This is a genomic window from Pseudomonas tolaasii NCPPB 2192 (assembly GCF_002813445.1).
GTDB lineage: Bacteria > Pseudomonadota > Gammaproteobacteria > Pseudomonadales > Pseudomonadaceae > Aquipseudomonas > Aquipseudomonas tolaasii.
On the sequence record NZ_PHHD01000001.1, the window covers coordinates 4,579,509 to 4,596,535 of the forward strand.

At 65.0% G+C, this 17,027-nt stretch carries 1 protein-coding gene (only partly in view); it reads left to right on the plus strand.

All coding sequences use genetic code 11. From position 1 onward, the window contains the following. Positions 1-17,027, plus strand: the 5' portion of a protein-coding gene (locus ATI14_RS21275; protein ID WP_100831511.1) for a non-ribosomal peptide synthetase. The gene runs 2,239 nt beyond the window's last position; 17,027 of the gene's 19,266 nt are visible here — the first part of the coding sequence; the start codon lies at positions 1-3; its stop codon lies beyond the right edge, outside the window.

The following is a 17,027-nucleotide window of genomic DNA, read 5'->3' on the forward strand; positions in this document are numbered from 1 at the left end:
ATGAAGCCCCAAACCTTCCCGCTGACCGCCTCGCAAAAAGCCATCTGGCTCGACCAGATCAGCCAGGGCGATTCGCCGCTCTACAACATCGGCAACTACCTGGAAATCCAGGGGCCGATCGTCCCCGAAGTGATGCAGCGTGCCGTGCAGTTGATGGTGGACAAGCACGATGCCCTGCGCCTCGCACTGGTTGACGAGACGGATGCCGACGGCGTCCCGTTGCAGGCGTTCGTGCCGGCGATCAAGGTCGACGTGCCATTTCTGGATTTCTCCACGCAGGCCGATCCCGTCGGCACGGCCATGGCCTTCGTTGAAGAGCATATGGCGCGGTCATTCCCCATGACCAAGGCGCCGCTGTGCCGGTTTTTCCTGATCAAACTCGCCGACACCCATTACTGGTCGATCAACCAGGCCCACCACATCATCCTCGATGGCTGGGCCTTCGGTGAGATGCTGCAATCGCTCGGCGCGCTGTACAGTGACCTGCTCGAGGGGCGGCAGCCGGACATGGAAGCCACCTCTTACGTGGACTTCATCCACGACGACCTGCGCTACCGCGAGTCGGCGCGGTATGCCAAGGACCATGACTACTGGCAGGCGAAATACCAGAGCCTGCCGGAGCCGTTGTTCGCGGCGCGGCATCACAACCAATTCGCCAAGGGCAAGGCGCCGGGCCGGCATTACGCGCGGCCGTTCCCGGTGGCCTTGCACGAACGCATGGGGGAGTTGGCTCAAGACTTCCAGGCCTCGACCTACCATGTGCTGCTGGCGGCCATGTATGTCTATTTCACCCGCGTGACCCAGCGCGATGAATGGGTGGTGGGCCTGCCGTTGCTCAACCGCACGGGCAAGTTCAAAGGCACCGTGGGCATGTTTACCCAGGTCAGCGCGGTGCGTTTCAGCCTCGGCCGCGAGCTGACCTTTGGCGAGGTCATCTGTGCGGTGCGTGACGGGCTCAAACAGGATTACCGGCACCAGCGTTTCCCCTTGAGCGGCTTGAACCTGCGCAACGAAGGCGGCCAGCTGTTCGATGTGACCCTGTCCTACGAACAGGACGACCATCTGTACCAGTTCGCGCAAGGGCTGGGCGACTCGGTCAAGGTCACCAACAGCCACGAGCAGATGCCTCTGGCTTTTCACCTGCGTGCCAGCAACCTGAAAGACAAGGCATGGGCCCACTACGTCTATAACGAAGCGTATTTCAATGCCGAGGAAATCCAATGCCTGGCGGAGCGCTTTACCTACGTGCTGGAGCAAGCGCTGGAGAATGCCGCGCTGGCGGTGAATGACTTTTCGCTGACCACCGAGCGCGACCGCGCGCTGTTGCAGCACTGGAACGCCGGCTCCAGTACGCCGGCCGGCGATGCCACCCTGCATGGGTTGTTTGAAGCCCGGGCCGCCTCACGGCCCGATGCGACGGCCGTGGTTTTCCACGAGCAGCGCTTGAGCTACGCCGAGTTGAACCGTCGCGCTAACCAGGTGGCGCACCGTCTGTTAAGCCTGGGTGTGCGCCCGGATGACCGGGTGGCGATCTGCGTTGAGCGCGGCCTGGAAATGATCGTCGGGCTGCTGGGTATCCTCAAGGCCGGCGCCGGTTATGTGCCGATCGACCCGGCCTATCCCCAGGAACGCATCAGCTACACCTTGCAGGACAGCGCGCCGGTGGCGGTGCTGGTACAGGCGGCGACCCAGGCACTGGTGGCCGAGCTCGCGGTGCCGGTGATTGATCTGGACGCAACGAGCCTGCACCAGGAATCGATACAGGACCCGCAGGTTGCAGGCCTCACCGCGACCAGCCTGGCCTATGTGATTTACACCTCGGGCTCCACCGGTTTGCCCAAAGGCGTGATGATCGAACACCGCAACGTCACGCGGCTCTTTACCGCCACCGATGCCTGGTTCAGTTTCAACGATCAGGACGTGTGGGCGTTGTTCCACTCGTTCGCCTTCGATTTCTCCGTGTGGGAAATCTGGGGTGCACTGATTCACGGCGGCCAACTGCTGGTAGTGCCGCAAGTCACCAGCCGCTCGCCGGACGAATGCTATGCGCTGCTGTGCAGTGCGGGCGTCACCATCCTCAACCAGACGCCGAGCGCGTTTCGCTCGTTGATCGCCGCCCAGGGCCAGAGTGCGTTGCAGCACTCGCTGCGCCAGGTCATCTTTGGTGGCGAAGCGCTGGAGCCTGCGATTCTCAAGCCCTGGTATGCGCGTATGGCCAACGCCGGTACGCAACTGGTGAACATGTACGGCATTACTGAAACCACCGTGCACGTGACCTACCGGGCGCTGGAAGCGGCGGATGCGCAACTGGTCGGCACCAGCCCGATAGGCGGGCGCATTCCGGACTTGCGCCTGTACGTCCTCGACGCCCAGGGCCGGCCGGTGCCGCACGGTGTCGAAGGTGAGTTGTACGTGGGCGGCGCGGGCGTGGCCCGTGGCTACCTGAACCGCCCTGAACTCAACGCCGAACGCTTTCTGCACGATCCCTTCGACCCCACGCCAGGTGCGCGTATGTACCGTACCGGCGACCTGGGGCGGTGGCAGGCGGATGGCAGCATCGACTACCTGGGGCGTAACGACGACCAGGTCAAGATCCGGGGTTTCCGGATTGAACTGGGTGAAATTGAAGCCCGTCTCGCGGCCTGCGACGGCGTGCGTGAAGCGGTAGTGGTGGTGCGTGAAGACGAGCCGGGTGACAAGCGCCTGGTGGCCTATCTGATCGCTGCCGAGGGTGCCCATCCGTCAGCTGCCGCGTTGCGCACGCAGTTGCTGGTGTCTCTGGCCGATTACATGGTGCCCAACGCCTTCGTAACGCTGGACAGCTTCCCGCTGACCACCAACGGCAAGCTGGATCGCAAGGCGCTGCCGGCGCCGGATGCCGAAGCGTTTGCGCGGCGTGAATATCAGGCGCCGCAGGGCGCGCTGGAAACCACCCTGGCAGGGCTTTGGAGCGAGTTGCTCGGCGTCGAGCAGGTCGGCCGTCATGACCAGTTCTTTGAACTGGGCGGCCACTCGCTGCTGGCGGTGAAGTTGATCGAGCGCATGCGTCAGGTCGGCCTTAACGCCGATGTGGGCGTGTTGTTTGGCCAGCCGACCCTGGTCGCACTGGCGGCGGCCGCCGGCAACCGGCACCAGGTGCAGGTGCCCGTCAATGCCATCCCGAACGATTGCCAGCGCATCACCCCGGACATGCTGCCTTTGGTGCAGCTGCCCCAGGCTCAAATCGACACCCTGGTCGCCGGCATCCCCGGTGGTGTGGCCAACGTGCAGGATATTTACGCGCTGGTGCCGCTGCAGGAAGGCATTTTGTTCCACCACCAGACCAGCACCGAAGGCGATCCGTACCTGCTGCAAGCGCTGCTGCGCATGGAGAGCCGCGAACGCCTGGTGGATTTCGTCGAAGCCCTGCAACAGGTGATCGCCCGTCACGACATCTTGCGCACGTCGGTCGCCTGGCAAGGCCTGGACGAGCCGGTGCAAGTGGTCTGGCGTGAAGCCCGCCTGCCGGTGCAGGAGGTGCAACTGGCGCCGTCGGCCGACGATCTGGCCACACAGCTCACGCAACGCTTCAACCCGCGTCACACACGCATGGACCTGACCCGTGCGCCCATGATGGCGTTGCATTTCGCCCAGGAACCGGGCGGTGAGGGCTGTGTGGCGGTGCTGCAGTTCCACCACCTGATTGACGATGCCACCTCGCTGGCGCTGCTCGGCGCGGAAATCGAAGCCTGCCTGCAGGGGCGGGCTGACCAGTTGGCGCCTTCGGTGCCTTACCGTAATTATGTGGCGCAGACCCGGCTGGGCATCAGCCAGGCCGCCCATGAAGCGTTTTTCCGCGAGATGCTCGGCGATGTTGACGAACCGAGCCTGCCGTTCGGGCTTCAGGACGTCCAGGGTGATGGTCAGGGCATTCGGCAGGCCAACCTGCCGGTGGCCGCGCAACTCGGCCAGCGCCTGCGCGCCCAGGCACGGCGCCTGGGGGTCAGCAATGCCAGCCTGCATCACTTGGCCTGGGGCCAGGTGGTGGGGCACTTGTCCGGGCGCCGCGACGTGGTGTTCGGCACGGTACTGATGGGCCGCTTGAGCAGTGGTGAAGACGCCGACCGCGCCTTCGGCATGTTCATCAACACCTTGCCGTTGCGCGTCGAGGCGGGCGGTCAGGGCGTGCAAGACGCGCTGAAAACCACCCACGCGCGGCTGGCCGCCTTGCTCGGTCATGAACACGCGCCGTTGTCCCTGGCCCAGCGTTGCAGCGGTGTGGCGGCGCCTACCCCCTTGTTCAGCGCCTTGCTCAACTACCGGCACGCGGCAGTCGGCGCGCAGTCGGCCGAAGACGCGGGCAAAGCCCTGAAGTGGGCGGGCGTGGAAATGCTCGGCGGTGAAGAGCGCACCAACTTCCCGCTGATGCTGTCGGTGGATGACCTCGGCGACTCCTTTGGCCTGAGCGTGCAGGCGGTGACGGGTGTCGACCCGCAGCGCGTGTGCGGTTACATGCACCGCGTGCTGGAAGCCATTGCCGACGCGCTGGAGCATCAGCCGGACCAAAGCCTGCACAGCCTGGCGTTGTTGCCCGATGCCGAACGGCACCACCTGCTGGACGACTTCAACGCCTTCGACGCCGAATACCCGGCCACGGCCACCGTGCATGCGCTGTTCGAGGCCCAGGTGCTGCGCCAGCCTGACGTTACTGCGGTGACGTACGAAGGCCAGGCGTTGAGCTACGGCCAATTGAACAGCCTGGCCAACCGTATCGCCCATCGCCTGATCGCTGATGGCATTGGTGTGAATGATCGTGTGGCGATCTGCGCCGAACGCAGCCTGGAAATGGTCGCCGGATTACTGGCGATTCTCAAGGCGGGCGCGGGCTACGTGCCACTCGACCCGGCCTATCCGGACGAACGCCTGGCCTACATGCTCCACGACAGCGCGCCCAAGGCGCTGTTGACCCAACAATCCCTGGCGCAGCGTTTCGGCGCGGCGGGCGTGCCCACCGTGTGTCTCGACAACCCGGCGGGCATCGACGCACAACCTGCGCATAACCCGCTGGTGCAAGGCCTGCAGGCCGACGCCCTGGCGTACGTGATCTACACCTCTGGCTCCACCGGCCAGCCCAAGGGCGTGGCCATGCCCCACGGGCCGCTGGTCAACCTCATGCAGTGGCAAATCGCGCAGACCGTGGCGGATGGCCGCGAGGCTCAGCGCACGTTGCAGTTCGCGGCACTGGGGTTTGACGTGGCGTTCCAGGAAGTCTTCAGCACCCTGTGTGCCGGGGGTGAACTGTCGTTGATCCATGGCGATGTAAGGCTCAACTTCCGCCAGTTGTTCCGCCATATCTGCGAACAGCGCATCCAGCGTTTGTACCTGCCGTGCATCGCCTTGCAGGCGCTGGCGGAAGCGGTGGCCGATGAGCCGGAGCTGGGTGGTCTGGCGTGTGCACTGAGCGATGTGATCACTGCGGGTGAACAACTGCGTATCAGCGCGCAGATGCGTGCGTTGTTCCAGCGCCTGCCGGGTTGCCGCTTGCACAACCACTATGGCCCGACCGAATCCCACGTGACCACGGCCCTGACCCTGGACGGCGATGCCGCTTCGTGGCCGGTGCTGCCGTCCATTGGTGTGCCGGTGGCCAACACCCGCATTTACCTGTTGGATGAACAGCTGCAACCGGTACCGCTGGGCGTGGCCGGTGAAATCTACATCGGCGGCGCGTGCGTGGCGCGCGGCTATCTGCACCGTGATGACCTCACGGCCGAGCGCTTCCTGGCCGACCCGTTCGTGGCGGGCGGCCGCCTGTACAAAACCGGCGACCTGGGGCGCCACCAGCCAACGGGTGAAATTGATTACCTGGGCCGCAACGACGGCCAGATCAAGATCCGTGGCTTCCGGGTGGAGCTGGGCGAAATTGAAGCGCGCCTGGCCCAGTACGCCGGCATTCGCGATGCCGCGGTGCTGGTGCGTGAGGACAGCCCGGGGGACAAGCGCCTGGTTGCCTACTTCACGGCCGAGGCCGAACGCGCAAGGCCTGGCATTGATGAGCTGCGTGCGCACCTGCAGGCATTGCTGCCCGACTATATGATCCCGGCCGCTTATGTACAGATGGACCGCTTGCCGCTGTCGCCCAACGGCAAGCTGGACCGTCGCGCGCTGCCGGTGCCGGAGGTCGAGGCGTTTGCCAGCCGTGAATACGCGGCTCCTCAAGGCGCCACTGAAACGGTCCTGGCCGATCTCTGGGCCCAGGTACTGGGCGTTGCCCGGGTGGGCCGGCATGACAACTTCTTCGAACTCGGCGGCCACTCATTGCTGGCGGTCAAGCTGATCGAGCGCATGCGCCAGTTGGGCATGAGCGCCGACGTGCGTGTACTGTTCGGCCAGCCGACGCTGGTGGCGCTGGCGGCTGCGGTGGGCGGCGGCAGTGAAATCCAGGTACCGGCCAACCGCATTCCGGCGCACTGCACAGAGTTGCGCGCCGACATGCTCACGCTGATCGACCTGAGCCAGGACGAGCTCGACCGGATTGTTGCACGGGTGCCCGGTGGCGCGGGCAACGTGCAAGACATCTACCCGCTGGCACCCTTGCAGCAGGGCATTCTCTACCACCACATCACCGCCGAGCAGGGCGACCCGTACCTGCTGCAAGCCACATTCACCCTGGACAGTCGCGCGCAGCTCGACACGTTTGCCCTGGCCCTGCAAGCCGTTGTCGGACGTCACGACATCACCCGCACCGCCTTGTTGTGGGAGGGCCTGGAACGCCCTGTGCAAGTGGTGCTGCGTCACGCCGAGCTGGCGCTTGAAGAGCTGCATTTCGATACCGCCCAAGGCAGCGTGCTGGAGCAGTTGCGCGCGCATTTCGACCCGCGCCGGACGCGTCTTGACCTGAGCCGCGCACCGCTGATGCACCTGGCCTTTGCCCACGACGAAGCCCATCAGCGTTGGCTGGCCCTGTTGTTTTTCCATCACATCGCCATGGACCACACGGCCCTGGATGTCATCAGCGAAGAAGTCCAGGCTTTCCGTAACGGTGAGTTTGCGCAACTGGGTGCGGCCATGCCGTACCGAAACTATGTGGCGCAAGCCCTGCTGGGTGTCAGCCAGACGCAACATGAAACGTTCTTCCGCGAGATGCTGGGCGATGTTGACGAGCCAACGTTGCCGTTCGGTCTGCAAGAAGTGCAGGGCGATGGCCTGGGTGTCAAGGAAGCGCGCCTGAACCTCGACCCGGACCTGTGCCGCCGCCTACGGGCCCAGGCCCGTCACCTCGGCGTCAGCGCCGCCAGCCTGCACCACCTGGCCTGGGGCCGCGTACTGGCCAGCGTCAGCGGGCGGGACGACGTGGTCTTCGGCACGGTGCTGCTGGGCCGCATGCAGAGCGGCGATGGCGCCGACCGCGCCCTGGGCATGTTCATCAACACCTTGCCACTGCGGGTGGATGCCGGCGCAGCCGGTGTGCGTGCAGCGGTGCGGGCCACCCATGCGCGGCTGACCGCGTTGCTTGGCCACGAGCATGCGCCGCTGGTGGTGGCGCAACGTTGCAGCGGTGTACCGGCGACGTCGCCGCTGTTCAGTTCGATCCTCAATTATCGCCATAGCCCGTTGCTGGAAAGCGAGGGGCCGCAGTACTGGGCCGGCACCGAAGTGTTCGAAGTGCGTGAACGCACCAACTACCCGTGCATGCTTTCGGTGGATGACCAGGGCGAAGGCTTCCAACTGGGCGTACAGGCCACGGGCGTGGACGCTGCCCGTGTAGCGGCTTACATGCAGACCGCCTTGCACAGCCTGGTCGACGCACTGGAAAACGCACCGAACACCGCCGTGCAGCACCTGCCGGTAGTGCCGGATGTCGAGCGCGAAATCCTGTTGGTGAAGTTCAACGCCACCGCCCGCGATTACCCGCTGCAACAGACCCTGCACGGCCTGTTCGAAGCCCAGGTTGAACGCACCCCCGACGCAGTTGCCGTGTTGGCCGACGGCCAGCGCCTGAGCTACCGCGAGCTGAACGCCCAGGCCAACCGCCTGGCCCATCACCTGCGGGCGCACGGCGTGCAGCCGGATTCGCCGGTGGCGATCTGCGTCGAGCGCAGCGCCGACATGGTGGTCGGCCTGCTGGCCATCCTCAAGGCTGGCGGCGCGTATGTGCCGCTGGACCCGGCCTATCCGCAGGACCGCCTGGCCTACATGCTGGAAGACAGCGCCCCGGCTGTGGTGCTGGTGCAAACCGCCACCCGTAACTTGCTGGGTGACATCGGCGTACCGGTGGTGAACCTCGATCACGCCAACTGGCAGCACCTGCCGTCCAGCAACCCGTCGGTTGCCGCGTTGACCCCGCAGCACGCGGCTTACGTGATCTACACCTCCGGTTCCACCGGCAAGCCCAAGGGCGTGATCAACGAACACAGCGCGGTGGTCAACCGCCTGCTGTGGATGCAGGAAGAATACGGCCTCACTGCAGACGACAGCGTGCTGCAGAAAACCCCGTTCAGTTTCGACGTGTCGGTGTGGGAGTTCTTCTGGCCGCTGTTCACCGGCGCACGCCTGGTCATGGCCCGCCCGGGCGGGCACAAAGACCCGCAATACCTGTGCGACATTATCGAAGCCGAGCAGGTCACCACCTTGCACTTTGTGCCGTCGATGCTTGACGTGTTCCTGGCCCATGGCGATGTCAGCCAGGCGGCCGGGCTGGTGCGGGTGATGTGCAGCGGCGAAGCGCTGCCGGGCAGCGTGGTGCGGCGCTTCAAAGAGCAACTGCCGGGCAGCCAGCTGTTCAACCTGTATGGCCCGACCGAAGCAGCGGTGGACGTCACGGCCTGGGACTGCAGCGGTACGTCGACCCCGGACAACACCCCGATCGGCAAGGCCATCGCCAACACCCGCATGTACGTGCTCGACGCCCACCTGCAACCGGTGCCGCTGGGCGTGAGCGGCGAGCTGTACATCGGTGGCGTGCAGGTTGCCCGTGGCTACCTGAACCGCCCGGACCTGACGGCCGAACGCTTCCTCAACGACCCATTCAGCGAAGGCCGGCTGTACCGCACCGGTGACGTCGGGCGCTTCCTGCCGGACGGCAACATCGAATACCTGGGGCGCAACGACGATCAGGTCAAGATCCGCGGCTTGCGAATCGAGCTGGGGGAAATCCAGGCGCGCCTGGGTGAGTTCCCGCAGATCCTGGAAGCCACGGTGCTGGCCCGCGAGGACGTGCCGGGCGACAAACGCCTGGTGGCCTACTACACCGGCGAACCGGCGGCGTCTGAGGCGCTGCGCACCCATCTGCTGGAGCAACTGCCGGAGTTCATGGTGCCGCAGGTGTTTGTGCACCTGGACGCGTTCCCGCTGAGCCCCAACGGCAAGCTGGACCGCAAGGCGCTGCCGGCCCCGGACATGGCTGCGCTGCGCAGCCGTGAATACGAAGCGCCGCAGGGTGACACCGAAATCGCCCTGGCCCAGCTGTGGGCGGAGCTGCTGAACGTGGAGCGGGTAGGGCGTCACGACAACTTCTTTGAACTGGGCGGCCACTCATTGCTGGCCGTCAGCCTGATCGGGCGCATGCGCCAGAAGGACCTGAATACCGATGTGCGGGCGTTGTTCGGCCAGCCGACACTGGCCGCGCTCGCAGCCTCTCTGGGCAGTGCGCGCAGCAACGTGGTGGTGCCGGCGAACCGCATCGGCGCCGATTGCCAACGCATTACTCCGGACCTGGTGCCGCTGATAGCGCTCGACCAACCCACCCTTGACCGCATCGTCGAGCAGGTACCGGGCGGCGTGGCCAATGTGCAAGACATTTACCCGCTGGCCCCATTGCAGGCGGGCATCCTGTTCCATCACCTGCAATCGGCCGAGGGTGACCCCTACGTGTTGCAGGCCATGATTGGCCTGAGCAGCCGCGAACGCCTGGATGCCTTCAGCTACGGCTTGCAACGGGTAATCGACCGCCACGATGCGTTGCGCACTGCTGTACTTTGGGACGGTTTCGCCGAGCCGCTGCAAGTGGTGCTGCGCGAAGCCCGCCTGGTGGTGGAAACGTTGACGCTGGACACCGCGCAGGGGGCCATCGAGGACCAGTTGCGTGCGCGTTTCGACACCCGTCATCACCGCCTCGACCTCAGTGAAGCGCCGCTGATCCGCATCGCTTGCGCTGCCGACCCGCAGAATCATCGCTGGCTGGCGGTGCTGATGTTCCACCATATGATCATGGACCATACGGCACTGGAACTGCTGCGCCAGGAAGTGCAAGGCTACCTGCAAGGGCAGACCACGCCGCAGGCCGATGCACAGCCTTATCGCAACTACGTGGCGCAGGCGCGCCTGGGCGTCAGCGAGGCGGAGCATGAGGCGTTCTTCCGTGACTTGCTGGGCGATATTGTGGAGCCGACGCTGCCGTTCGGCGTTCGCGACGTGCAGGGCAATGGCAGCCAACTGCGCGAGTCGGCCTTGCCACTTGACGCCGAGCTGAGCCAGCGTCTGCGCCTGCAAGCCCGCCAATTGGGCGTGAGTGCGGCCAGCCTGTTCCACCTGGCGTGGGCACGGGTGCTGGGCGCGGTGTGCAACAGCGACAACGCGGTGTTCGGCACCGTGCTGCTCGGCCGTCTGCAAGGCGGCGAGGGGGCTGAACAGGCGCTGGGCTTGTTTATCAATACCTTGCCTCTGCGCGTCGATGTCGGCTCCGAGGGCGTACGCGCCTCGGCGCTGGCGACCCATGGCCGTCTCACCGCGCTGTTGAGCCATGAACATGCGCCACTGGCACTGGCCCAGCGTTGCAGCGGGGTGGCGGCGCCACAGCCGCTGTTCAGCGCACTGCTCAACTACCGACACAGCGCAATTGCCGCGGTGCAGCAGGATGAACAGGCGTGGCAGGGCATCGAGTTCTTCGCCGCCCAGGAGCGTACCAACTACCCGCTGACCCTCAGCGTGGACGACCTGGGTGATGACTTCAGCCTGGTCGCCCTGGCCGTGGACGAGATCGGTGCCGCGCGTATTTGCGACTTTATGCATACGGCCCTGGCGAACCTGGTGACAGCGCTGGAACACACGCCTGCGCTTGCGGTGAATGAGCTGCCGATCCTCTCGGCCCGCGAACGCCAGCGGGTGCTGCTGGACCTGAACGCCAGCGCCAGGGAATACCCGGTGGGCCAGACCATTCACGCGCTGTTTGAAGTCCGCGCCGTGGAGCAGCCCGAGGCCATTGCCGTGCGCCAGGGCGATCATCAACTGACCTACCGTCAGCTCGACAGACGCGCCAACCAGTTGGCGCACAGCCTGATCGAACAGGGTGTGAGCCCGGACGATCGGGTCGCCATCTGCGCCCGTCGCAGCCTCGAAACGCTGGTGGGGCTGCTGGCGATCCTCAAGGCCGGTGCGGCCTATGTGCCTATCGACCCGGCCCACCCGCAGGAACGCATCAGTTACCTGTTGCAGGACAGTGCCCCGAAGGTGGTTCTGGCCCAGTCGGATACCCGCAACCTGTTGGGCGACACCCACACGCCGGTGATCGCGCTGGACGGCGATCAATGGCATTACCAGCCGACCGGCACCCCGAGCGTGGCCGGCTTGACCCCGACGAACCTGGCGTATGTGATTTACACCTCCGGCTCCACCGGTTTGCCCAAGGGCGTGATGGTTGAACACCGCACCCTGGAAAACCTGGTGAACTGGCACTGCGACGCGTTCGACCTGCACGCTGGCAGCCATACCTCCAGTGTCGCCGGTTTCGGCTTTGATGCGATGGCCTGGGAAATCTGGCCGGCGCTGTGCTTGGGCGCAACCCTGCACCTGCCACCGGCACAGCAGGCCCACGAGGACATTGATGCATTGCTGTCATGGTGGACCGCGCAGCCGCTGGACGTCAGTTTCCTGCCGACGCCGGTGGCTGAATACGCGTTCAGCCAGCACCTTGAACACCCGACCCTGAAAACCCTGTTGATCGGCGGTGATCGTCTGCGTCACTTCAGCACGTCGCAGCGTTTCACCCTGGTCAACAACTATGGCCCGACCGAAGCCACGGTGGTGGCGACTTCCGGGCGCATAGTCGCGGGCCGGACCCTGCATATCGGCCAACCAATCGCCAACACCCAGGTGTATGTGCTGGATGCGCACCTGCAACCGGTTGCGCGGGGCGTCACGGGCGAGTTGTACGTCGGCGGTGCCGGTGTGGCGCGGGGTTACCTCAACCGGCCAGAGATGACCGCCGAGCGTTTTATCCGGGACCCGTTCAGCCACGCCCCCGATGCGCGCCTGTATCGCACCGGCGACCTGGCCCGTTGGCTGGAAGACGGCACGCTCGACTACCTGGGTCGCAACGATGACCAGGTGAAAATTCGCGGTGTGCGCATTGAGCTGGGCGAGATCGAGACCTGCCTGGGCGAGCACCCGGACGTGCGCGAAGGCGTGGTTCTGGCCCGGGATGGTCGCCTCGTGGCGTACTTCACCGAGTACCAGGCGCTCGATCTCGACAGCCTGCGCAACTGGCTGCAACACCGGTTGCCGGACACGATGGTACCGGCCGCCTATGTGCGGCTCGACACCCTGCCTTTGACCGCCAACGGCAAGCTCGACCGCAAGGCCTTGCCGGAGCCGGATCAATCGGCCGTGCTCAGCCAGGCTTATCAAGCGCCCGAAGGCGAAGTGGAAATCGCCCTGGCTGCGCTGTGGGCCGAAGTGCTCAAGGTCGAGCGTGTTGGTCGCCATGACAACTTCTTTGAGCTGGGCGGGCACTCCTTGCTGGCCGTCAACCTGATCGGGCGCATGCGCCAGGCCGGGTTGACCGCCGATGTGCGCAGCCTGTTCAGCCAACCGACATTGGCGGGCCTGGCGAAGGTGCTCGGCAGCGGCAATGAAGTACAGGTACCGGCCAACCTGATCAGTGCTGACTGCAACCGTATCACCCCGGATCATTTACCGTTGGCGAACCTGGATCAGGCGAGCATCAACCGTATTGTCGCCACCGTGCCGGGGGGCACGGCGAACGTGCAGGATATCTACGCGCTGGCGCCGTTGCAGGAAGGCATTCTTTATCACCACCTGAGTGCAGGGCAAGGCGACCCCTACCTGTTGCAGGCGCGTTTCAGCTTTGCCGATAAAGACCGCCTGGACGCGTTTGCCCAAGCGTTGCAGGCGGTGGTGGACCGTCACGATATCCTGCGCACCAGCATCGTGTGGGAAGGTCTGGCGATGCCCATGCAAGTGGTGTGGCGCAGCGCCAGGCTGGCAGTGCGGGCCATTGCCCTGAATGGGGCCGACGGTGATGTGCTGAGCCAGTTGCATGAGCGCTTTGATGCACGGCGCACGCGCCTGGACGTGAGCCAGGCGCCCCTGATGCAACTGGTTTACGCCGAAGACCCGGCGAACCAGCGGATCGCGGCGATCTTGCTGTTCCATCACCTGGCCCTGGACCACACGGCCATGGACGTGGTGCGCCACGAGGTGCAGGCGAGTCTGTCGGGCAGCCGACAAACCCTCGGCGAGCCGGTGCCGTATCGCAACTATGTGGCTCAGGCGCGCCTGGGCGTCAGCGAGCAGGCCCATGAAGCGTTCTTCCGTGAACAACTCGCCGATATCGACGCACCGACGTTGCCGTTCGGCCTGCAAGACGTGCAGAGCGACGCCGATGGCATCGAAGAACACTCGCTGGCGGTAGACGCCGCATTGGCCCTGCGTCTGCGGGCGCAGTCACGGCAACTGGGGGTCAGCGCCGCGAGCCTGTTCCATCTGGCGTGGGCGCACGTGCTGGCGGCCGCTTCGGGCCAGGACACGGTGGTCTTCGGCACCGTGCTGATGGGCCGCATGCAAGGCGGCGCAGGCAGCGAACGTGCCCTGGGCATGTTCATCAACACCTTGCCGCTGCGTATCGACCTTGCCGGGCAGGGTGCGCGCGCCAGTGTGCGAGCCACTCACTCCCGCTTGACCGCGTTGCTGGGGCATGAACACGCCTCACTGGCGCTGGCCCAGCGTTGCAGCGGGGTGGCGGCGCCCGCGCCGTTGTTCAGTGCGCTGCTCAACTACCGGCACAGCCAACCGGCCGGCACCGAAAGCCTGGAAGGCTGGCACGGTATCGAGGTGCTCGGCGGCGAGGAGCGTACCAACTATCCGCTGGCCTTGAACGTCGATGAGTTGGGCGATGCTTTCAGCCTCAACGTACTGACGCAGACGTCTGTGGGCGCGCAACGTGTTTGCCGGTTCATGCACAACGCGCTGGAGCAACTGGTGCTGACGCTGGAGCAAGCCCCGGAGGCGCCGATCAACGGTTTGAGCATCCTGCCGACGGCGGAGCGTGATCAGGTGTTGGTGGCCTTCAATGCCACCGCAACGGATTTCCCATCGACGCAAACCGTGCACGGCGTGTTTGAAGCTCAAGTGGTTGCGCATGCGCACGCCGTGGCGGCGGTGCAGGGCGCGGTCTCACTGAGCTACACGCAACTGAACGCACGCGCCAACAAACTGGCCCACCACCTCTTAGGCCTTGGCGCAGCGCCGGGCGACAAGGTGGCGATACTGCTGGAACGCTCCGTGGATTTGCTGGTGGCCCAGTTGGCAATCAGCAAGTGCGCGGCGGTGTATGTGCCGCTGGACGTGAACGCACCGACGGATCGTCAAGCCTTCATGATTGAAGACAGTGGCGCACGCTGGGTACTGACCACCAGCGGCACCGAGGTATCTGGCCATCGTCTTGACCTGGACAGTCTCAACCTGAGTGCCGAGCCCGAGCACAACCCGGCCCTTGAACAGTCGTCGGAAACCGCCGCCTACATCATGTACACCTCCGGCTCCACCGGCACACCAAAAGGCGTGCTGGTACCACACCGGGCGATCACGCGGTTGGTGATCAACAACGGCTATGCCGAGTTCAATCCGCAGGACCGCGTGGCCTTTGCCTCCAACCCGGCGTTCGACGCCAGTACCCTCGACGTGTGGGCGCCATTGCTCAACGGCGGCGCGGTAGTGGTGGTTGATCAGGACACGCTGTTGTCCCGCGAGGCCTTCGCGACCTTGCTGCACGAACAATCGGTCAGCGTGTTGTGGATGACCGCCGGGCTGTTCCATCAATACGCCGAAGGTTTGCTGCCGGTCTTCCCGCAGTTGCGTTACCTGATTGTCGGCGGCGACGTGCTGGACCCCAGCGTGATCGCACGGGTACTCAAGGACGGCGCGCCACAGCACTTGCTGAACGGCTATGGCCCGACCGAAGCCACCACCTTCTCGACCACCCATGAAATCCTGCGCGCTGACGAAGGCAGCATCCCGATCGGCAAACCGGTCGGCAACAGCCGCGCTTATGTGCTCGATGCCCGTCAGCAGCCGGTACCGGTGGGCGTTGCCGGCGAGTTGTACATTGGCGGCCAGGGCGTGGCGCTGGGTTATCTGAACCGTGCCGACCTCACGGCCCACGCTTTCCTGGTCGATCCGTTCAACGACGGCGGTTTGATGTACCGCACCGGCGACCTGGTGGCCTGGCGTGCCGATGGCACCTTGCAGTACCTGGGGCGTAACGACCAGCAGGTGAAAATCCGTGGTTTCCGTATCGAACTCGGCGAGATCGAAGCGCGCCTGGGCGAACACCCGCAGGTCAAGGACGTGGTGGTACTGGCCCGTCAGGATGAGCCGGGGCACAAGCGTCTGGTGGCTTACTTCACCGAACGCGAAAACGTCAGCATCGAGTCCCTGCGCGACTATCTGCACGACCAACTGCCGGACTACATGGTCCCGGCCGCGTACGTGCGTCTGGACAGCCTGCCGCTGACCAACAACGGTAAAGTCGACCGCAAGGCCTTGCCGGCACCGGATCAGGACGCGCTGCTCAGCCGTGGCTACGAAGCACCCCAGGGCGAGATCGAAACCCTATTGGCGCAGATCTGGGCCGATGTGCTCAAGGTCGAGCAAGTAGGGCGTCACGACAACTTCTTCGAACTGGGCGGCCACTCGTTGCTGGCGGTGAGCCTGATCGAGCGCATGCGCCAGGCCAGTCTGAGCGCCGATGTGCGGGTCTTGTTCAGCCAGCCGACTCTCGCCGCGCTGGCGGCGGCGGTCGGCAGCGGACGCGAGGTGGCCGTGCCGGCCAACCTGATTACCCCGGACTGCACCCGGATCACCCCGCAGTTGTTGCCGTTGATCAACCTTGATCAGCCGAGTATCGAGCGCATCGTCGCCCGCGTGCCGGGCGGTGTGGCCAACGTGCAGGATATCTACGCGCTGGCGCCGTTGCAGGAGGGCATTCTCTATCACCACATCACCGCCGAGCAGGGCGACCCGTACCTGCTGCAATCGCAAATGGCATTTGACAGCGTCGAACGTCTGCAGCGTTTTGCCCAGGCCTTGCAGGGTGTGATCGACCGGCACGACATTCTGCGCACCGCAATTGCCTGGGAAGACCTCGGCACCCCGGCGCAAGTGGTGTGGCGTGAGGCCCGGTTGCCGCTGCAAGAGGTGTTCCTCGACCCGGCTGAGGGCGACGTGCTGAGTCAACTGCACGCGCGCTTTGATGCCCGTCATTACCGCATTGATGTCAGCCAGGCGCCGTTGCTGCGCCTGGCCTACGCACGGGACGAGCGCAACGGACGCACGGTGGCGGTGCTGTTGTTCCACCACATGGCGCTGGATCACACGGCGCTCGACGTGGTCAGCCGCGAAATCGCCGCCAGCCTGGCCGGGTCAACCGCCGCACCGGCACCGGCCATGCCGTATCGCAACTATGTGGCCCAGGTACGTCTGGGTACGGATGAGCAGGAGCATGAGGCGTTCTTCCGCGAGATGCTCGGCGATATCGACGAGCCGACCCTGCCGTTCGGCCTGCAGGACGTACAGGGCGACGGCCATGCCGTCAGGGAAGCCGGGCAAGATCTGCCCGCCGCCTTGAATCTGCGTCTGCGCGCCGCCGCACGGACGTTGGGCGTCAGCGTCGCCAGCCTGTTCCACCTGGCGTATGCACGGGTCTTGAGCGCTGCCTCGGGCAAACCGGACGTTGTGTTCGGCACCGTGCTGATGGGGCGCATGCAAGGTGGCGACGGGGCCGACCGGGCGTTGGGGATGTTCATCAACAC